Source organism: Coprococcus eutactus (assembly GCF_001404675.1).
GTDB lineage: Bacteria > Bacillota > Clostridia > Lachnospirales > Lachnospiraceae > Coprococcus > Coprococcus aceti.
Window position 1 is genome coordinate 69,768 of the sequence record NZ_CYXU01000001.1, and the last position, 20,656, is coordinate 90,423.

The following is a 20,656-nucleotide window of genomic DNA, read 5'->3' on the forward strand; positions in this document are numbered from 1 at the left end:
CAATGGGTAAATATTTTGGAACAGATGGATTCAGAGGCGAGGCAAATGTAGACCTTACAGTGGAGCATGCCTATAAGGTTGGAAGATACCTTGGCTACTACTATGGCAAGCAGCATGAGGATGGAAAGGCTCATGTCGTCATCGGAAAGGATACGAGACTTTCAAGCTACATGTTCGAGTATTCCCTGGTTGCGGGACTTACAGCCAGCGGAGCTGATGTATACCTGATGCATGTAACGCCTACACCTAGTGTGTCTTATATAGTCCGCACAGGTGATTTTGACTGCGGTATCATGATCTCAGCCAGCCATAACCCATACTATGACAATGGAATCAAAGTAATCAATGGTCAGGGCTACAAGCTTGAGGCTGCCATCGAGAATGAGATCGAGCAGTATATAGACGGAGAACTCGGCGAGATACCATTTGCAAAGAAGGACAGCATCGGTAAGACCACCGACTACACAATGGGAAGAAACAGATATATAGGTTATCTGCTCACGATCCCTACCAGACCTTTCAAGGGAATGAGAATTGGTCTTGACTGTGCAAATGGTGCGTCATATCTGGTTGCAAAGTCGGTGTATGACGCTCTCGGAGCAAAGACATATGTCATCAACAATGAGCCAAATGGAACAAACATCAACACAGACTGTGGTTCAACACACATTGAAAAGCTTCAGGCATTTGTCAAGGAGAAGGGACTTGATGTGGGATTTGCATTTGACGGTGATGCGGACAGGTGTCTTGCAGTGGACGACAAGGGCGAGATCGTGGATGGAGACAAGATACTCTATGTCTGCGGTCGTTATCTGAAGGATAAGGGCGAGCTGAACAACAATACCATCGTCACAACTATCATGTCCAACCTTGGACTTTACAAAGCACTTGACAAGAAGGGCATCAACTATGAGAAGACGGCAGTCGGTGACAAGTACGTGTTCGAAAATATGATGGAGCACGGACATTCCATCGGCGGCGAGCAGTCAGGACATATCATCTTCTCCAAGTATGCAACAACCGGTGACGGTGTCCTCACCTCACTGATGATCATGGAGACTATACTTGGACGTAAGGTCAAGCTCTCAGAGCTGTTCCACAGCCTGACGATATATCCACAGCTCCTTGTGAATGTCAAAGTTTCAAGCAAGGATGCAGTCATGAACGATGCTGATGTGCTGAAATTGAACGATGAGATAGCAGCAGAGCTTGGAGACGACGGAAGACTTCTTCTCAGACAGAGCGGTACAGAGCCTGTCATCAGAGTTATGGTCGAGGCAGCCACAGATGAGCTGTGTGAGAAGTATGTATACAAGATGGTGGATCTCATAAAGGCAAAGGGATACGCAGTGGAGTAGAGAGTGGTATAAAAGCTCAAAAGATACAAAGTACGTAAAATTTGTATCTTTTGGGCTTTTTTCAATTCCAGGTGGAAGCCGGAAGGACTATGTGGTAACCTGCCGCGTCAGGAGAGAAGCCCAGCGCGACCGGTGAGGCGAGGTTGTGACAGAGAGATGTGGATTTTCTCAAGTTTAAATAGATAAATACTTGCGAAATATACTGCTGTTGGTGAAAATGCATGAAAAAAGTGGGGTATAATCCTAAAAATGATAGAATTTATCTGTTGACATGTTGTGGTAAAACAGATAAAGTTTTATGTGGTGAAAGATATGACTGTTACCAGACATACGATGAGAATTATGTGGCCGTGACAGTTACAATAATATAACATGAGAGGCATATATTTATGAACGAATGTTTAAGATCCCATTATTATGACGAGGACGAGATGCACGAGGAGTGCGGAGTCTTCGGTATCTATGATTTCGATGGAAATGATGTGGCGAACACGATCTATTATGGTCTGTTTGCATTGCAGCACCGTGGACAGGAGAGCTGTGGTATAGCGGTGTCAGACACTGCTGGTCCTAAGGGCAAGGTCAGCTCCTTAAAGGGCATGGGTCTTGTGAATGAGGTGTACACACCTGATTCACTGAGCAAGCTAAAGGGAAATATCGGTGTGGGTCATGTGAGATATTCAACAGCCGGTGCCAGCACTATAGAGAATGCACAGCCACTGGTTCTCAATTATGTAAAGGGAACTCTGGGACTTGCACACAACGGCAATCTGGTAAATGCTCCTGAGCTTAGACGTGAGCTGGAACTCACAGGCGCTATATTCCAGACTACAATTGATTCTGAGGTAATAGCTTACCATATAGCCAGGGAGAGAGTTAAGTGCGGTTCCGTTGAGGAGGCTGTCACTAGAGCTCTCAAGAAAGTAAGGGGATCATATTCACTTGTCATCATGAGTCCTAGAAAGCTTATTGGAGCCAGAGATCCATTTGGTTTCAGACCGCTTTGTATAGGAAAGCGTGATAACGCATACATACTGGCATCTGAGAGCTGTGCGCTCGATACAATAGGTGCCGAATTTGTCAGGGATGTGGAGCCTGGAGAGGTTGTAACCATATCACCTGAGTATGGAATCCAGTCGTACAAGAACATGTGCCAGGAGCAGCATGCAAGATGTATATTTGAGTATATATACTTTGCGAGACTTGATTCAGTCATAGATGGAATGTCTGTGTACGATTCGCGTATCACAGCCGGAAGATGCCTTGCAAAGGACAGCCCGGTTGACGCTGATGTGGTAGTTGGAGTTCCTGAATCGGGAAATGCAGCGGCCATGGGCTATTCACTTGAATCGGGTATTCCATATGGAACGGCATTTGTCAAGAATGGATACGTGGGAAGAACATTCATAAAGCCACAGCAGAGCCAGAGAGAGTCCAGCGTGCGTGTTAAGCTGAACGTCCTTAAGGAGGCTGTAAATGGCAAGCGTGTCATAATGATAGATGACTCTATAGTTCGTGGAACTACGAGTGACAGAATAGTTGGCATGCTCAGGGAGGCAGGAGCGACTGAGGTCCATGTAAGGATCAGTTCACCTCCATTCCTGTATCCATGCTACTTTGGAACTGACATTCCGGACAGAGAGCAGCTCATAGCATACAACAGGTCTGTAGATGATATATGCAAGATCATAGGTGCCGACTCTCTGGCGTACCTGAAGATGGAGAGGCTTCCTGAGCTCTCAGGCGGAAGACAGTACTGCCATGGATGTTTCAGCGGCCAATATCCGATGAAACCGCCTACAGAGGACATCAGAGGCGACCACGAGGATTTCAAGAGAGGATCGGAGTCTCATATTATATCATGAGGAGGGGCCCGCATAAGCGGGAGGAGTCCTGGTGATAGCGCACGAAAGTGCGCACTTGTCGGAAGATAAGACATGAGGAGGGGCCCGCATAAGCGGGAGGAGTCCTGGTGATAGCGCACGAAAGTGCGCACTTGTCGCAAGACAAAAATTGTAAAAATTCGGAATCATATCAGCGGAAAAGCAGATATTGATTCCGAATTTCTGGTTTATGCAAAAAAAGCATGGAAATAATCTGAAACCCATGTATAATAGTTGTGTGATAAGATATAAAAGCATTTGTCAGCTGGCAGATGCGGGAGACTACAGGAAGAAAGAGGTAAAGACATGAGTAAGGACAAGTACGAAAGCCCACTGTGTGAAAGATACGCTAGTAAGGAAATGCAGTATATTTTCTCACCTGATATGAAGTTTAAGACATGGAGAAAGCTGTGGATAGCTCTTGCTGAGACAGAGAAGGAGCTTGGTCTCAAGGACGAGAACGGCAATCCAAGAATCACAGATGAGCAGATCGAGGAGCTCAAGGCTCACGCTGATGACATCAACTATGATGTTGCCAGAGAGAGAGAAAAGCTGGTTCGTCACGACGTAATGAGCCACGTATATGCATACGGTGTTCAGTGCCCTAAGGCAGCAGGAATAATCCACCTTGGAGCAACAAGCTGCTATGTAGGCGATAACACAGATGTTATCGTTATGACAGAGGCATTAAAGCTTGTCAGAAAGAAACTCATCAATGTTATAAATGAGCTGGCAAAGTTCGCAGATCAGTACAAGGATCTTCCAACTCTTGCATTTACACATTTCCAGCCTGCACAGCCAACGACAGTCGGCAAGCGTGCAACACTCTGGATGCAGGAGCTGCTCCTTGACCTCTCTGATATAGAGTACATGATCAGCCAGCAGAAGCTTCTCGGATCAAAGGGAACAACTGGAACACAGGCAAGTTTCCTTGAGCTCTTCGGAGGAGATCACGAGACAGTGAGAAAGATAGATGGAAAGATCGCTGAGAAGATGGGATTTGCTGAGTGCTATCCTGTATCAGGCCAGACATATTCAAGAAAGGTCGACTCAAGAGTTCTTAATGTGCTCTCAGGCATCGCACAGAGTGCACACAAGTTCTCAAATGATATCAGACTTCTCCAGCACTTAAAGCAGATAGAGGAGCCATTTGAGAAGAACCAGATCGGTTCATCAGCTATGGCATACAAGAGAAATCCAATGAGAAGTGAGAGAATCGCATCACTTGCCAATTATGTAATGTGCGACGCGCTCAATCCTGCTATCACAGCCGCAACACAGTGGTTTGAGAGAACACTGGATGACTCAGCAAATAAGCGTATCTCAGTTCCAGAGGCATTCCTCGCAGTTGATGGAATCCTTGATCTGTACCTGAACGTTGTTGATGGTCTTGTGGTATATGACAAGGTTATCTATCAGTGCTTCATGAAGGAGATTCCATTCATGGCAACAGAGAATATCATGATGGATGCTGTTAAGCGTGGCGGCAACCGTCAGGAGCTTCATGAGAAAATCAGAGAGTACTCAATGCTTGCTGGTGAGCAGGTCAAGAAGTACGGAAGAGAGAATGATCTCGTTGACCGTATCGCAGCAGACCCTGATTTTGGTATGACAAAGGAGGAGATCGTATCTATCCTTGAGCCAAAGAACTTCGTAGGTCGTGCTCCTGAGCAGACAAGAGAGTTCCTTTCAGAGGTCATTCAGCCTATCCTCGATGAGAACAAGGATATCCTCGGTGTTACTGCGGAGATCAATGTATAAAGATCTGAATTAAAATGTATATAGATTAAATAAGACGCTGGCGCATTTGCGATGGTGGTATGTTCGTTTAATATTGGATATATCCCAAGGTTTATGCGCTGGCGCTTTTTGTATTCAAATTTATAAGTGATTGTGCCAATATGGTTAGAAAAAAATAACTAGAGAAGACTAAATTTACTTAAGTTATCTTTTGATATAGTAATGATAGTTATTGAATAGCCTTGGAATGATATAGTATAATATTATAAATAATAATTGGAGGTTGATAGTATGCCAGAAATATCACTGTTTTATGGAATCAGAATAACTATGTATTATGATGATCATAATCCACCACATTTTCATGCAGAATATAACGGAAATAAAGCTATAATAGATATAAATGAAGCACGGGTTATAAAGGGTGCATTGCCTTCAAGGCAGTTAAAGCTCATACTTGCATGGTGCGTAATTCATCAAGATGAGTTAATGCAGAATTGGGAATTATCGAAGGATGGTTTGCCATTAAACAGAATAAATCCATTGATTTAAAAGTTATGTATTATACAGAGAGGGGGAATTGGCATGATATATGATATAGTACAGGTAGTTCCATTTGAAGATTATACAGTATATGTGTATTTTGAGGATGGCAAAATTGTATGTTATGATGCAAAACCACTACTGGATAAGAAAGTGTTTGAACCGCTTAGAGACAAAGATTTCTTTTTGAATTCATGTACAATTTTGAATGGAACTTTGGCATGGGATGTGACAGGAACGAGGGATACATCAAAATGTCTGGATATTGATCCGGATACGTTATATGAATTGGAAAATGTTAAAGAGAAAATAGCGTAACATAAATCGGTATACAGTAAACTATAAATAGCTGGTGTATGGACGAAACGTCTGTGCGCCAGTTTTTTTGTGCAGACAACAATACAGAGTTTGTATATGCACAGGATTTGGGTAGCTGTCGGGGCAACTATGAAAAAACTGATCAGCGTGATATAATGAGCATTGTTCGATGTATTTATGAAATATAAGGGGATATATTATTATGACGAAACTGACAAAGGAAGAACAGCACAGGCAGTGCATAAAAGAGATCAAAGCGACGCTGCTTGTGGTATTTATATGTTTTTTATGGCATGTGCTAACCGCGTTCCTGCTAAATGGCACCGGGTGGACGGTATTCCATATGCCGGCGTGGTTTGTGGTCTCGGTGCTTGGAACAGTGGTGCTTGCGGTAATCGGGGTATTCTGGCTGCTTAAGTTTGTGTTCGTAGATTTCCAATATGAAGAGGATGAGAGTGAGGGTGAAAATGAACAGTAATCAGATATTGATCTTATCGGTTTTTCTCGGATATCTGTTATTCAATATTGTGGTGAGCTTTGTCTATAGCAGAAGGGCGGAGAAAAGTCTGCACACAACGTCCGAGAAGAAGTATTTCATAGGCGGAAGAAATATGAACGGAATCGTCCTAGCTATGACGATCATGGCGACATACACTTCCGCAAGTTCATTTATATCAGGGCCGGGTGCAGCAGGTCTTACATATGGATATGCACAGGCGTGGATAGCTGCTATCCAGGTCCCGGTCACATTTCTGGTACTAGGTGTACTTGGAAATAAGCTTGCGATAGTGTCCAGACGAACGGGCGCTGTGACAGTGGTGGGCTACTTCAAGGCGAGATACAAGAGCGATGCGCTGGTGGTCATCACGAGCCTTGGACTTATAGTTTTCTTCATAGCACAGATGATAAGTCAGTTTACGGGAGGGGCCACACTTATAGCATCCATAACGGGAATGGATCATGTGACTTCACTTTTGATATTTGGCACAGTCGTGATATTGTACACAGCCATCGGCGGATTCAGTGCGGTTGTCATAACTGACACGATTCAGGGAATAGTAATGTGTATCGGAACATTCCTGTTTATATTCTTTGTCTTAAGGAGCGGGGGCGGTCTTGCAGCGATAGATGCCGGTCTTCAGACAAATCTGCCGGAGGTGTACGATGATATTTTCTCGAAATACACGCCAGGAGGACTGCTCAGCTATTGGGTGCTTGTGGGATTTGGAACGTTGGGACTTCCCCAGACTGCTGTGCGCGCCATGGGATTTAAGGATACGAAGAGCATGCACAGAGCGATGTGGATCGGAGTTCTCACATGCAGCTTTGTGATCGTGGGAATGCATCTTGCAGGAACATGGGCTGGCGCACTTGTCGATACGGACAATCTTCCAACTTCGGATTATTTTATACCATATATAGTACAGAAGATCATGCCGCCTGGAATAGCAGCGATATTCCTCGCAGCGCCGATGGCAGCAGTCATGTCGACAGCGGATTCGCTCCTCATACTTGCCACAGCAGCTATAGTGAAAGATCTGTGGAAGAATTACGTGGTGGGTGATGATCCGGTGAAAAATGAGAAATACGACAAGAATGTCAAGCTGGTGAGCACGATACTTACGATGTTGCTCGGCGTGGTGGTGATGGTTCTCACGATCAATCCGCCGGATATAATTTTCATGCTCAACATGTTTGCATTTGGCGGACTTGAATGCACATTCTTCTGGCCCCTTGTGGGAGGCCTGTTCTGGAAGAAGGGAACTAAGCAGGCGGCGGTGTGCAGCAGCGTAGGCGCGATCGCGACATATATATTTGCAACGTATTTTATCAAGATCGCCGGGATAAATGCGGTCGTGTGGGGACTGATGGTAGGTGCGGTGCTGTACTTTGGAATTGGATTTGTAACGGGAAAAAAAGGACTTGATCCGGATATTCTGGACAAGTGCTTTTGATATGTGCGCAGGATGTATGAACTTGAAAATAGAGTTGAAAGGTAAAACTAAGCATGAATGAGATAAACGACAACAAAAAAGCTATGTCCGAGGATGTGAAACAGGCGCTGATAAGGTTTAACAAGGACAACATCTATGTCCAGAACCTGAAGATAGAGTTGGTCGATATGAGCCTTGGATATGTGAAGGGCAAGATGATGGTCACAGAGGATGTCCTGAATCCATATGGTTCCGTGCATGGTGGATGCCTGTACTCACTTGCGGATATAGTGAGCGGGATCGCAGCATGTACCTACGGAAAGTTTTCTTCAACTATAGATGGAACCATGACATATATAGCTCCGGCTATGAACACGGAGTATCTCATATGCGAGGGAATGGAGATCCGCCAGGGCAAGAAGGTGTCACTGTACGAGGCAAATATTTACGATGACAAGGGACAGCTTGTAGACAAGGCAAGGTTCTCATTCTACATGATGAACCGTTCTGTTGTGGAATAGATGGGAGATGTAAGGCAAGGTGAAATATACAAATGTTATCTCAGGCAAGTTCGTAGAAAGGCCAAACAGGTTCACAGCCCATGTGGAGATAGACGGAGTTACAGAGACCGTGCACGTAAAGAACACAGGGAGGCTTAGCTGTCTGCTGATACCGGGGAACACGGTCAGCCTTGAGAAGTCTGCAAATCCAAACCGCAAGACGAAATACGATCTCATAGCGGTGGAGGATCCAAAGCTTGGCTGGGTAAACGTGGACAGTCAGGTGCCGAATAAGGTGGTTTTGGAATGGCTTAAAACTAAGGATTATGACTTTATAAAGCCGGAGTATGTATACGGGGATTCCAGGATTGATTTCTATATGGAAAAGGATGGCACGAAGTATCTCATGGAGGTCAAGGGCTGCACTCAGGAGATTGATGGGATAGGATATTTCCCGGATGCACCCACCGACAGGGGAGTCAGGCATTTGCGGGAGCTGATGAAGGCGGTCTCCGAGGGATATAAATGCTATGTTGCATTTGTCATTCCGATGACAGGGATAACTGAGGTCAGGCCAAATGCGGAAATACACATGGAGTTCGCGGAGACTTTCTATGAGGCGAAGGCTGCCGGTGTGGAGGTGTTAAATCTCACATGCCGGGTTACACGGGATGAGCTGGAGATAGTGGAGCGTTGGATTCCAGATCGTGGACGAGAATGATGAGGAATATATAATGATTTGCAGGCTGTCGTAGATGGTAAGTGATTTAGAAGATATAAGTAGCTTTGGTAAGAAATAGGTGATAACAGATAAATAGATTAGTCTACGAAGCGTAGAACCCGCATAGATTCACCATATTCTACGCCTCGTGGGTGTGATTGGCAATAAAATGGGGAGATAATTGAGCCAGAAAGGAGGAAAACATATGGACCAGATTAAAATTGGACGATTTATCGCTGATGAGAGAAAGAGAAAGGGATATACTCAAAAACAGCTTTCTGAAAAACTTGGAATCAGCGATAAAACAATTTCAAAATGGGAACGAGGAAATGGTTTTCCGGAAGTTTCATTACTGTTGCCGTTATGTGATGAATTAGAGATAACAGTGAATGAATTACTATCTGGCGAAAGAGTATCTGAAGAGGATTATCGAAAGAAAGCGGAGGTTAATATGGTGAATTTAGTTAGAGAGGCACAGGAAAGCAAAAAGAAAATTATTTTGTCTGCAATGGTCGCGACACTTACGATAGTTGCGGCATTTCCATTGTTTTTATTGTCAGGAATTCTGGAGATGGAGAATTGGCTGAGGGTTCTGCTTATCGCAATAGGGTTAGTAGTGGTATGTGGCGGAATAGTGATTGCGTGTATTCTTGATAGAGAGGCAGGAGCATTTGAATGCCCTGATTGCAACACAAGGTTTGTTCCGGATATGAAGTCATATGTAATGGGAGCACATACATTAACAAAGCGTAAATTAGTTTGTCCTCATTGTGGTGCACATAGATATTGCAAAAAGGTGCTTACAAAATAGATTTAAGGAGAGGTCATGGAGATAAAAAAGATTGATGAAGAATTTTCATTGTGTCAGGTGGAAGATTACACATATGCGAATCTCGATTCTGATTATTGTTTTCTAGGAAAAACTGATGAGGAAAAGTCTCTTGTATGCCCGGTGAGTGAAGTGCCGGCAAATGTTATAAAGCGTGATGACGGCTGGATGGCCTTCCGCATTCAGGGCGTATTGGACTTTTCTTTGATCGGGATTCTGGCAAAAATCGCATCTGTTCTGGCGGATAACGGAATTTCGATATTTGCAGTATCCACATACAATACGGATTATGTTATGGTGAAGAAGGAGAATTTTCAAAAAGCACTGGAAGTTCTGGCGGCAGCAGGGTATGACATCGTGGATTGAGAGTTGATAAACCGAAACTTAAAACCGGGATGAGAATTATGGAGAAATGTAAATGGATTATGCCTTATTACAAAAAATATACAATATCAAGTCATTTGTAGGATATACAGATGAGGAGATAAAAGGGCTGAGAGCGGGATTTGAGAGCATCCCACATACGCTATATGAGATATGGAAGAAATGTGGTAAAACAAGCGAGCTGTTTGATCATAGCAATGATCCCTGGATTACTCTTGATTTTCAGCGCAGGTATAAATGGACAAGGAAGGTAAAAGGATATTTTTATATCTTGAATGAGAACCAGGGAGTATATCAGGTCGCTATCAGAAGGGCTGATATGGCTGAGGATGATCCACCTGTGTATGTTGTGGAAACTGATGAGGATGGCACTGTAAATGAGATCGGCCAGGCAGAAAGTAGTTTGTCTGCATTTATGATGGGAATGTTGATATATGAGGCGGCAATATCCTGTTTTGAGTTTTGCGCAGAGGATATTATCTGGTATGATGATGGTGACATTGAAAAGATAGATGGCATATTAAATAAATATCCGTATCATGTTTATAACTGGTATTCTGACAGAATTGATCTATACACGAAAACTGATGAAGAGATCTTGTTTGTTATGCAGGGAGATTCTCCGAATGGTACATATTCAGCACGGACAGAAACGGCATATAAGGAGATTGACAGACTGATAGGTGGTATTGGGGAAAGATAAAGTAATTATACTGATGTGAAGGATGGGATAAAGAAATGGCAACTATAAAAATGGGAAAATTGGTCGAGGTTGATATCAGAAAGTTATGGGGACATGAACAGTATGATTTTTCAAATTGGCTTGCGGATAAAGAGAACCTTGAATTACTAAACGAGACAATAGGATTAACGCTAAGTGAAGTTGAAAAAGAAGTTTATGTAGGTGCATATAGATGTGACTTGGTAGGGAAAGATGAGGTTACAGGAGAAAAAGTAATCATTGAAAATCAGCTTGAAGCATCAAATCACGATCATCTTGGCAAAATTATTACATATGCTTCCGGGTTGGATGCAAATGTTATTGTATGGATTGTTAAGGAGGCTCGTGAGGAGCATAGAAGTGCTATAGAGTGGCTTGATAATAATACTGCCACGAATATCAATTTTTTCCTGATTGAGGTGCATGCATATCAAATTGGAGATTCACTTTATGCACCAAAGTTTGAAGTGGTTGAAAAACCAAATGGATTTATAAAGAATGCCAAAACTCAATCTGGATCAGGTGAATATAATAGATCACAATCAGAAAGGCTGGAATTCTGGAATAGATTTAACGAAATAGTTGCGGAAAGAGGAAAGCCATTCAATGTCAGAAAAGCATCCACGGATCATTGGTATGATATAGCTATAGGGGTAAGTGGGTGTCATGTTGCATTAAATCTTGTAAATAAGGACAGTTGTGTTGTGATTGAGTTGTATATAAATGATGATAAAGAATTGTTCGATCATTTAGAATTGTCGAGAACAGAGATAGAGTCTAAGTTAGGATTAAAGTTAGATTGGCAAAGACTGGATGATAAAAAAGCCTCACGTATCATGTACAGGTTACCTGGATTAAATTTCGACGACCATTCAAATTATGATTATTTAATGAATGAAATGATAGACAAAGCAGTGTTGTTTGTTAAGGTATTCAAGAGATACATAAAATAAGCACAAAGATTAAGGAGCGTGGATTATGAGTAAGAATGAAATTGCTACCATAGATCATGTATTCCTGGAAAGCGTTTCTGATGTATTGTTACAAGCAAGGAAGAATGCTAAAACGGCAGTTAATCTCACTATGGTATATGCCTATTATGAAATTGGCAGAATAATCGTAGAGGAAGAACAGCGCGGAGAACGGAGAGCAGCATATGGACAGCAACTCTTGAAGGGATTATCTGATTATTTAACACAGAATTTTGGAAAAGGATTTTCTGTTGGAAATTTAAAAAATATTCGTCAATTTTATAAGGTTTATTCTGCGGATCAAATTGGCGAAACAGTGTTTAGCCAATTCAAGGATCTTCCATCGATTAACACGGGAAGAAAATTTTATCTTAGTTGGTCACATTACTTGAAATTGATGCGAATAGAAGATGTTGATGAGAGGCATTTTTATGAAATTGAAGCTGTAAAGAATGACTGGAGCTTGCGTGAATTAGAGAGACAGTTCGATAGTGCTCTGTATCACAGAATTTTACTTAGTACTGATAAAGATAAGATTCAGAGACTATCTGTGGAGGGACAGATAATAGAGAAATCTTCTGATTTGGTTAAAGATCCTTATGTTTTAGAATTTTTGGGGCTGGAGGATAAAAGTGAGTATTCAGAGAATGAACTGGAAACGAGGTTGATCAATAATCTGCAGTCATTTCTTCTAGAGTTGGGCACCGGATATACTTTTGTAGCCAGACAGAAAAGATTTACTTTTAATGAAGAACATTTCAGGGTAGATTTAGTGTTTTATAATAGAATGTTACGATGCTTTGTTCTTTTTGATTTAAAGATAGGTTCGCTGAAACACCAAGATTTAGGACAGATGCAGATGTATGTGAATTACTATGATCGTTATGAAAAGCAGGAGGATGAAAATCCTACTATAGGAGTTCTACTTTGCCAAGACAAGGACGATTCTATGGTGGAATTGACTCTTCCAAAGGATTCAAATATATTTGCGTCGAAGTATCAGCTTTATTTACCAGATAAAAAGCTACTACAGGATAAACTGGGCGAATGGGTAAAAGAATGTGATGCAGATAAATGCACAAAATAGAAACGAGGTTCAAAAGGAGCAGATTATGGTAGAGATACTATTTGGAGAAAGTTCGGCAGGCTCCATGAAAGCGGCAAAATGCGAGAATGTGGAATATAAGAATAGTCAGCCACTGTGGATACAGGGTTCTTCTGACGAGGTGATCTGCCTTGGTTTCATGCTGGACATGGGCTACATCGGCGAGGTAGTTGACAGTCAGTACCGCAAGGATTTTATCTACTCAATGTATGCTCAGAACCAGTGGGAGCAGGACGAGGAATATGAAAATGAACTTAAGAAACTTGGCAATGTGTACGCCGGTGAACTTGCAAGGCTTATAAGATTTCTTGAGGGTGGTGAGCCGGTAAGAATATGGTACAGTGACGCTCCATATTCAAGGTGTGGATTTTATCATGTATGCAGCATCCTGAAGAACTATCCAAATGAAGTGTCAGTTGTCACGCAGCCAGAACATGTTGTAAAGAAAAACGTAATAGTGTCGTATCATAGCTGGAGCGAGGTGGCGGCGGAGGAATTTGCTGGGCTCCTCGGAAATGAGAGGAAACTCACATCAGATGAGATAAGAATGTATGCGGAGATGTGGGGTGAGCTTGTCCTTGAAAATGCACCGCTCAGGGCTGTGGTAAATGGAACAGTGCTCAGTGTGTCAGATGATTTCTATGATTTTATCATTTGGAACAAGCTGACGGACAAGCCGGTTAAGGAGTGCCGGCTGATCGGTGACATTCTGGGACAGGTTACGATCGGAGTCGGTGACTGGTGGTATGCGGCGAGGATAGAACATTTCATAAGGCAGGGCAAGATAAAGGTTGTGGAGGATTCGGAGAATAAGTATGCACGTTTGATAAAAGGGTATTTGTAGAATGGAGACTGAGAATAGCGTGGATAAAGAAAAATCCAATAAAAATGTATCCGTTTGCTCTGTGCAAAAAAGCAGAAAAGCATCCCGGAAAACAAGGACAATTTATGATCGGGGTAAAGAAGGTTGCTGAATCAGAAGTAGCTGTGCTGATGGATATGCTGGGGGATCTCCCTATGACACATATTTTTCAGGAAGATGGTTTATATCTTGATGGAGTAGTACAGGGGATAAGGGCCTTTGGAGATAACCCCAAGGCGGTCTCAAAGGAAGTATTTTATCGCGATGCGGCAAAAATAAATGGTTTGTCAACCAAACAAAGAGAGTTCTTTGAGAATTTCTATCTTAAAATAGAAGAAATTATAGAGGGTAGGGAATAAAAGATATTACGTGTTGGACATTATAACAAATGGAGTGTTGAGGGCGAGATGTCAGCAGTTTGGATGATGTTCAAATATATAGTGGCTTTTCCTCTCGGGGCATGTTAGAATCACATGTATATGCAAATAAATGTGGAAGGAAAGATTACGGGGATTAGTTCCAGGTAAACTATGGTGAAGGTATATGGAAGATATGAAGAATGGTAAGCGAAGTTCATTTTCGGGCAAGCTGGGGTACGTGCTGGCGGCGGCAGGTGCATCGGTGGGCCTTGGAAATATATGGAGATTCCCTTATCTTGCGGCAAAGTACGGAGGGGGAATTTTCCTCATAATATACATCGTGCTTGCACTTACATTTGGCTATACTATGATAGTTGCGGAGACGGCGATCGGACGAATGACGAGAAAGAGTCCGGTTGGAGCATTCAAATCATTTGGAAAGAAGAAATGGCTGTCGTTTGGCGGCTGGATAAATGCCGTTATACCTGTGCTTATAGTGCCGTACTATTCGGTTATCGGCGGCTGGGTCATCAAATATCTGGTGGAGTATTTCAGAGGAAATGCAAAGCTGCTGGCTGAGGATGGATATTTCACCGATTTCATATCGAATGGTGTGTCAACGGAGCTGTGTTTCGTGGCGTTCTGCGCATTTACACTTATCATTATATTTGCCGGTGTGCAGAATGGAATAGAGAGGGTATCCAAGATCATGATGCCTATACTGATCGTTTTGTCTGTCATAATTGCGGTATATTCCGTGACAAGACCAGGCGCACTTGCGGGAGTAAAATACTTCCTTGTGCCAAATGTGAAGAACTTCTCGTGGATGACAGTGGTTTCTGCCATGGGGCAGATGTTCTACTCGCTTTCCATTGCCATGGGAATACTCATAACATTTGGCTCTTACATGAAGAAAGATACTGCGATAGAGGATTCGACCAGAAATGTAGAGATATTCGACACTGGTATAGCGATCATGGCGGGACTTATGATAATCCCGGCGGTATTTGCATTCTCTGGGGGAGATCCGGATACCCTTCAGGCCGGACCATCACTGATGTTTATTACTATTCCAAAAGTATTCCAGAACATGGGATTTGGAACTGTCATAGGAATTGTGTTCTTCCTGCTCGTACTATTTGCTGCTGTCACAAGCTCCATAGCACTTACTGAGAGTGCAGTGTCAACATTTGAGGATGAGCTTGGATGGGGAAGAAAGAAGGCAACGGTGCTTGTGGGAGTTATCATGCTTGCGCTTGGAAGTCTGTCATCCCTGGGATATGGCCCGCTGGCAGGAATCAAGATCATAGGTATGCAGTTCCTTGACCTGTTCGACTTCCTCACCAATTCGGTGATGATGCCTATAGCGGCACTCCTCACAAGCCTGTTTGTGTCAAGGGTAGTTGGAATAGATAAGATAGAGGCGGAGATAATTCACGGCGAGAGTGCCTTCAGGAGAAAGAAGGTATTTGTAGTCATGATCAAATATCTCTGCCCTGTATTTGCCATCATTATCCTGCTCAGCTCTGTTGCAAATGCACTTGGCTGGATAAAGATGTAGAATTATTATAAAAGGGAATGAGGTTCTCCCCTGGAAAACCTGAATGGGCAACCTAAACTGCTAATATAGCTGATGACTTCTACGATTATTTTTGTCGCAGAAGTGTCAGCTTTTTTGTTTCCATAAGAAGAAAATGCTTTGATACATCTGCTAAATTAAGGAGGTATTGTCTATCATGTTGACATCACTTGCACTCATTTTCATAGTCGGACTGGCGATGGGCGCCATCTGTCAGAGGCTTAAGCTGCCGCGCATCATAGGAATGCTGGCGACGGGAATCGTTCTTGGCCCGTATGTGCTGGATTTACTTGATCCGTCCATATTGTCCATATCTGCGGATCTCAGAAAGATAGCGCTTATCATCATACTTATCAAGGCAGGACTGTCCCTTGACCTTAAGGATCTGAAGAAGTCGGGACGCTCGGCGGTGCTGCTCTCATTTGTCCCGGCGTCATTCGAGATCATCGGATACATACTGTGCGCACCTGTTATACTTGGAATAAACCGCACAGAGGCAGCTGTCATGGGCGCGGTGCTAGGCGCGGTATCACCGGCGGTCGTTGTTCCGAGAATGGTGAATCTCATAGAGAAAAAGTACGGAACTGACAAGGCGATTCCGCAGATGATACTTGCGGGGGCGTCCTGCGACGATATATTTGTCATAGTGCTTTTTACCACATTTCTCAGCATGGCGCAGGGCGGAAGTGCTCATGTCATGGATTTCGTGAATATCCCAATATCCATCGTGCTTGGAGTACTGCTTGGCGTGGACGTTGGATATGGACTTTATCTGTTCTTTGAGACTTCCTATGCAAGGAAACACTGCGTGAGAAACAGCATGAAGGTCATCATTGTGCTGGGATTTTCGTTCCTGCTTATAGCGATAGAGGGATGGCTTGAGGGAAAGGTGTCGGTGTCGGGACTCCTTGCGGTGGTGGCTATGGCATGTGTCCTGAAACTCAAATGTCCAGAGTCGGTGTCGGGAAGACTCTCACAGAAATTTGGAAAGCTGTGGCTTGCGGCGGAGGTCATATTGTTCGTGCTTGTGGGTGCGGCTGTGGATATCAGATACACCCTTACAGCAGGACTTCCGGCACTACTTATGATATTTGTCGCACTGGCATTTAGAACGGTTGGTGTTCTGATCTGCGTGGCACATACATCACTCACATGGAAGGAAAGGCTGTTCTGTGTCATCGCGTATCTTCCGAAGGCTACAGTTCAGGCAGCCATCGGATCAGTTCCGCTTGCGGCAGGGCTGGCATGTGGTAATATAGTATTGTCGGTTGCCGTGCTGGCGATCGTGGTGACTGCGCCACTTGGAGCGATAGGAATAGACGGAACGTACAAGCATTTGCTTAGTGAGGATAAGTGATGTTTTGCGTTCGGTAGATATAGGAGACAAGTATGAATAGATTGAACAGTAAGATAAAGAACATTATATTTGACATGAACGGCACAATGATATTTGACGGAAAGTATCATGAGATAGCCTGGAAGGATTATGCGGAGAAGCTTGCTGGCAGACAGATGAGCACGGAGGAGTTTCAGCATCATGTGCTGGGGCACACGAACAAGGATATTCTGGAATACCTCATGGGAAAGGGTACGCTCACCGAGGAGAGGATACTTGAACTTACCGAGGAGAAAGAGGCTATGTACAGAGAGATGTACATGGAAGATACTGCAAACTTCAAGCTGGTGGACGGCCTGGTGGCATACCTTGATAAACTTAAGGAACAGGGGATAAATATGAACATAGCCACAGGGTCAAATATGACAAATCTCGCATTCTATTTTAAAGAGTTTGATCTCGGAAGATGGTTTGACATAACGCTGTGCGCATACGACGATGGAACCATGAATGCTAAGCCGGCTCCTGATATGTACATCCGGGCCATGGAGCGCATCGGAGCAGTGCCGGAAGAAACCATGGTCATAGAAGATGGACCGTCGGGAATCCGGGCAGCGGCGGCAGCCGGAGCCGGATATATAGTTGGAATTTACGGCGACTCATCGAGAGAACTGCTTGAAGAGACAGGGCTGTGCGATGAACTGATTCCAGATTATAGAAATATGTGATAAGAATAGGGCGTGTTCAAATGGACGAACATGCTCTATTTTACTATGGTATATGGGTGTGGGGATGATTCTTACAACAACTCCATAAGTTTATTTGCAGCAACGCTCATACCACGGCGCCTGTCACTGATGATACACATGTGACGCTTTGGTATGGGCTTTTTAAATTGCAGGCGGAACAGGTCGCCGCGGTCTATATAGCTCTGGGCGAAGTCTGCCATGATGGAGCCGATGCCGAGATTTCTCATGACGAACTGGGCAATCATATCGCTGGTAGAAAGCTCGAATTCGGGCTGCAGAGTCACGCCCTCATGGCTCAGAAATGTGTCGACATATGCGCGTGTGCTTGTGTCATGCTCCAGACAAATGATCGGAAGCTCGTCAAGCTCGTGGTAATCCAGAGTTTTGCCCTGAAGATATGAAAACCTTGGTCCGGCGATGAAGATGTCCTCAATCTCCCTTGCCTGCTTGATCTCCATGTGAGGATCGGCGGGAAGAGGACTGGTGACGATACCGAAGTCTATGTTGCCTGATAGCAGATGATTTATCGTGCTGGGAGTCGGAGCATTTGTGACATGAACCTTGATCCCCGGATATAGCTGGTGGAAATGCTCCAGATATGGCAGGAGATAGAACTGTAGTGTCATATCGCTTGCGCCTATCCTTATCTCGCCGGTCTCCATGTGGAGAAGCTGTGAGAGCTGCTGTTCACCCAGGGAGATGGATTCGTATCCCGCTGCAACGTGGGAGTAAAGGATCTCTCCGGCATTTGTCAGTGAGACGCCCTTCTTGGTTCGGATGAACAGTTCTATGCCGATCGCCTGCTCCAGAGCTTTGACTGCCTGACTTACGGCTGGCTGGGATATACACAGCTCCCTGGCAGCAGCGGATATGCTGGATGCTTTGGCGACATGGTAGAAGATCTTGTAATATTCGAAATTTATGTTCATTTATAATTTCCTCCAGATTCAATAGAGATCATTTAATATGTGTGTGTCAACAATATGTTTTATTGCAAAATAATTCAGAACTTTTTACCGTTCTATAATGGTACGATTGAAATAATTTTGCTTAAAAAATTATGCATATATAATATAAGTAAAATGGTGTTTGAGGTGGACAAAATCCATTATATTTACAGTTTATGTTGGTTTCTACAAAATGTAAAGATAAATATAAGATACACTTATAATAAATATAAATAATATTGATTTTACTTATGACATTATAGTGTTATAATGAAAAGGTATTGTGAGTGATCTGCTTATAAATATTATGTATAGGCAGAAACATTTGAACAGCCACAATACGGATATCAGAAAATATTTCAAAATGCTGCGAAAGCGAGGAAAAGTATTATGGTAAGAGCGGTTGTAGGAGCCAATTGGGGCGATGAAGGAAAAGGTAAGATCACAGACATGTTAGGCCAGGAGTCAGACATAATCGTAAGATTCCAGGGTGGTGCCAACGCAGGTCACACAATTGTCAATGACTATGGTAAATTTGCTTTACATACACTTCCATCAGGAGTGTTCTACAGTCACACAACAAGTATCATTGGAAATGGTGTTGCACTTAACATCCCTCTTCTTTTCAAGGAGATAAAGTCCATCACAGACAGAAATGTACCAATGCCTAAGATCCTTGTATCTGACAGAGCACAGATGGTTATGCCATACCACATTCTCTTCGACGAATACGAGGAGGAGAGACTTGCAGGTAAGTCATTCGGATCAACAAAGTCAGGAATCGCTCCATTCTATTCAGATAAATATGCAAAGATCGGTTTCCAGGTAAGCGAGCTCTTTGATGAGGAAGCACTGAAGGAGAAGATCGAGAGAGTTATAGTACAGAAGAACGTTCTTCTTGAGAACCTGTATCACAAGCCACTCTTAAAGGTTGACGATATATTCAACACACTCATGGAGTACAAGGAGATGGTTGCTCCTTATGTATGTGACGTATCAGCATACCTCTATGAGGCGATCAAGGAGGGCAAGAACATCCTTCTTGAGGGGCAGCTTGGTTCACTGAAGGATCCGGATCACGGAATCTACCCTATGGTTACATCATCTTCAACTCTGGCAGCTTACGGTGCCATCGGTGCAGGTATACCTCCATACGAGATCAAGCAGATCATCACTGTATGTAAGGCATACTCAAGCGCAGTAGGAGCAGGCGAGTTTGTAAGTGAGATATTTGGCGACGAGGCAGATGAGCTCAGACGCCGCGGCGGTGATGGCGGTGAGTTTGGTGCAACAACAGGAAGACCTAGAAGAATGGGTTGGTTCGACTGTGTGGCATCAAAGTATGGCTGCCGTATCCAGGGAACAACAGACGTTGCATTTACAGTACTTGATGTACTTGGATATCTCGATGAGATCCCGGTATGTGTAGGCTACGATATCGATGGTGAGGTTACAACAGACTTCCCAACAACATCAAAGCTCAAGAAAGCAAAGCCTGTATATGAGACACTTCCAGGCTGGAAGACAGATATCAGAGGAATCAAGAAGTACGAGGATCTTCCAGAGAACTGCAGAAAGTACATTGAGTTCGTTGAAGAGCATATCGGATTCCCAATCACCATGATCTCAAACGGTCCGGGAAGAAACGATATCATCTACAGAAACGCAAAGTAATTTGACCTGATTCACAGGGAAATCAAATAACAGAAAAATAACAGGGACACTTTCCAGTAGGAGATTATTAGGGAGTGTCCCTTTTGTTGTTGGAAATGGATTTCTATTTGTGGTGTGAGGAGATTGTGGAATATTATTATATT

Annotated in this window: 21 protein-coding genes and 1 riboswitch; of the genes, 20 read left to right on the plus strand and 1 reads right to left on the minus strand. The window is 43.5% G+C overall.

The genetic code is table 11. From position 1 onward, the window contains the following. Nucleotides 1–2 precede the first annotated feature (2 nt). The 19 genes from glmM (at nucleotide 3) to ARA78_RS00425 (ending at nucleotide 17,871) form a co-directional block, all read left to right on the plus strand. On the plus strand, nucleotides 3–1,358 hold the full coding sequence (glmM, locus tag ARA78_RS00335; RefSeq protein WP_055223692.1) for a phosphoglucosamine mutase: 1,356 nt from the start codon (nucleotides 3–5) through the stop codon (nucleotides 1,356–1,358). Nucleotides 1,359–1,747: 389 nt separating this feature from the next. Continuing rightward, nucleotides 1,748–3,223 carry an amidophosphoribosyltransferase gene (gene purF / locus ARA78_RS00340; protein WP_015533265.1) on the plus strand — a complete coding sequence of 492 codons (1,476 nt, stop codon included), beginning with the start codon at nucleotides 1,748–1,750 and terminating at the stop codon, nucleotides 3,221–3,223. A 324-nt stretch (nucleotides 3,224–3,547) separates the two neighbouring features. Beyond that, nucleotides 3,548–5,002 carry an adenylosuccinate lyase gene (gene purB / locus ARA78_RS00345; RefSeq protein WP_055279814.1) on the plus strand — a complete coding sequence of 485 codons (1,455 nt, stop codon included), beginning with the start codon at nucleotides 3,548–3,550 and terminating at the stop codon, nucleotides 5,000–5,002. 270 nt (nucleotides 5,003–5,272) lie between these two features. After that, entirely contained in the window at nucleotides 5,273–5,533 is a 261-nt protein-coding gene (locus ARA78_RS00350; RefSeq protein WP_015533263.1) for a DUF4160 domain-containing protein, read from the plus strand. Nucleotides 5,534–5,566: 33 nt separating this feature from the next. Next, nucleotides 5,567–5,842 carry a DUF2442 domain-containing protein gene (locus ARA78_RS00355; protein ID WP_022059619.1) on the plus strand — a complete coding sequence of 92 codons (276 nt, stop codon included), beginning with the start codon at nucleotides 5,567–5,569 and terminating at the stop codon, nucleotides 5,840–5,842. Nucleotides 5,843–6,044: 202 nt separating this feature from the next. Beyond that, complete coding sequence (locus ARA78_RS00360; protein ID WP_055279815.1) at nucleotides 6,045–6,320, plus strand: YhdT family protein; 276 nt, start codon at nucleotides 6,045–6,047, stop codon at nucleotides 6,318–6,320. After that, entirely contained in the window at nucleotides 6,310–7,797 is a 1,488-nt protein-coding gene (gene panF, locus ARA78_RS00365; RefSeq protein WP_055279816.1) for a sodium/pantothenate symporter, read from the plus strand. Before ARA78_RS00360 ends, panF begins: the two co-directional genes overlap by 11 nt. A 53-nt stretch (nucleotides 7,798–7,850) precedes the next feature. Then, the gene (locus ARA78_RS00370) at nucleotides 7,851–8,297 is read left to right on the plus strand and encodes a PaaI family thioesterase (RefSeq protein ID WP_055273642.1); all 447 of its coding nucleotides are present in this window, start codon (nucleotides 7,851–7,853) and stop codon (nucleotides 8,295–8,297) included. Between the two features lie 19 nt (nucleotides 8,298–8,316). Continuing rightward, nucleotides 8,317–8,997, plus strand: a complete 681-nt coding sequence (gene sfsA / locus ARA78_RS00375) for a DNA/RNA nuclease SfsA (protein WP_055273639.1) — start codon at nucleotides 8,317–8,319, stop codon at nucleotides 8,995–8,997. Nucleotides 8,998–9,202: 205 nt separating this feature from the next. Continuing rightward, nucleotides 9,203–9,808 (plus strand): helix-turn-helix domain-containing protein, encoded by a 606-nt coding sequence (locus tag ARA78_RS00380; RefSeq protein ID WP_055143865.1) that lies wholly within the window; start codon nucleotides 9,203–9,205, stop codon nucleotides 9,806–9,808. A 15-nt stretch (nucleotides 9,809–9,823) separates the two neighbouring features. Further along, nucleotides 9,824–10,192 (plus strand): ACT domain-containing protein, encoded by a 369-nt coding sequence (locus ARA78_RS00385; protein ID WP_015533253.1) that lies wholly within the window; start codon nucleotides 9,824–9,826, stop codon nucleotides 10,190–10,192. A gap of 52 nt (nucleotides 10,193–10,244) precedes the next feature. After that, entirely contained in the window at nucleotides 10,245–10,913 is a 669-nt protein-coding gene (locus ARA78_RS00390; protein ID WP_055273638.1) for a hypothetical protein, read from the plus strand. Nucleotides 10,914–10,948: 35 nt separating this feature from the next. After that, nucleotides 10,949–11,884, plus strand: coding sequence for a DUF4268 domain-containing protein (locus ARA78_RS00395; protein ID WP_055279817.1), 936 nt, complete (start codon nucleotides 10,949–10,951; stop codon nucleotides 11,882–11,884). 25 nt (nucleotides 11,885–11,909) lie between these two features. Beyond that, nucleotides 11,910–12,989 carry a PDDEXK nuclease domain-containing protein gene (locus ARA78_RS00400; protein ID WP_055143871.1) on the plus strand — a complete coding sequence of 360 codons (1,080 nt, stop codon included), beginning with the start codon at nucleotides 11,910–11,912 and terminating at the stop codon, nucleotides 12,987–12,989. A gap of 25 nt (nucleotides 12,990–13,014) precedes the next feature. Continuing rightward, on the plus strand, nucleotides 13,015–13,851 hold the full coding sequence (locus ARA78_RS00405) for a DUF3658 domain-containing protein (protein ID WP_070097440.1): 837 nt from the start codon (nucleotides 13,015–13,017) through the stop codon (nucleotides 13,849–13,851). Nucleotides 13,852–13,955: 104 nt separating this feature from the next. Further along, entirely contained in the window at nucleotides 13,956–14,228 is a 273-nt protein-coding gene (locus ARA78_RS00410) for a hypothetical protein (RefSeq protein ID WP_117875528.1), read from the plus strand. 184 nt (nucleotides 14,229–14,412) lie between these two features. After that, a complete protein-coding gene (locus tag ARA78_RS00415) occupies nucleotides 14,413–15,789 on the plus strand; it encodes a sodium-dependent transporter (protein ID WP_055273631.1) in 1,377 nt (458 codons plus the stop codon). 4 nt (nucleotides 15,790–15,793) lie between these two features. Continuing rightward, a riboswitch (Fluoride riboswitch) is annotated at nucleotides 15,794–15,878 on the plus strand. A gap of 86 nt (nucleotides 15,879–15,964) precedes the next feature. Continuing rightward, nucleotides 15,965–17,164, plus strand: a complete 1,200-nt coding sequence (locus ARA78_RS00420) for a cation:proton antiporter (protein ID WP_055273629.1) — start codon at nucleotides 15,965–15,967, stop codon at nucleotides 17,162–17,164. A gap of 32 nt (nucleotides 17,165–17,196) precedes the next feature. Then, complete coding sequence (locus ARA78_RS00425) at nucleotides 17,197–17,871, plus strand: HAD family hydrolase (protein ID WP_015533245.1); 675 nt, start codon at nucleotides 17,197–17,199, stop codon at nucleotides 17,869–17,871. 71 nt (nucleotides 17,872–17,942) lie between these two features. Here ARA78_RS00425 and ARA78_RS00430 read toward each other — a convergent pair whose 3' ends face one another. Further along, a complete protein-coding gene (locus ARA78_RS00430) occupies nucleotides 17,943–18,821 on the minus strand; it encodes a LysR family transcriptional regulator (RefSeq protein ID WP_015533244.1) in 879 nt (292 codons plus the stop codon). Nucleotides 18,822–19,229: 408 nt separating this feature from the next. On the opposite strand from ARA78_RS00430, the gene ARA78_RS00435 reads away from it, so the two are divergent. Continuing rightward, the gene (locus tag ARA78_RS00435) at nucleotides 19,230–20,513 is read left to right on the plus strand and encodes an adenylosuccinate synthase (RefSeq protein WP_004849677.1); all 1,284 of its coding nucleotides are present in this window, start codon (nucleotides 19,230–19,232) and stop codon (nucleotides 20,511–20,513) included. The last annotated feature ends 143 nt before the right edge of the window (nucleotides 20,514–20,656 follow it).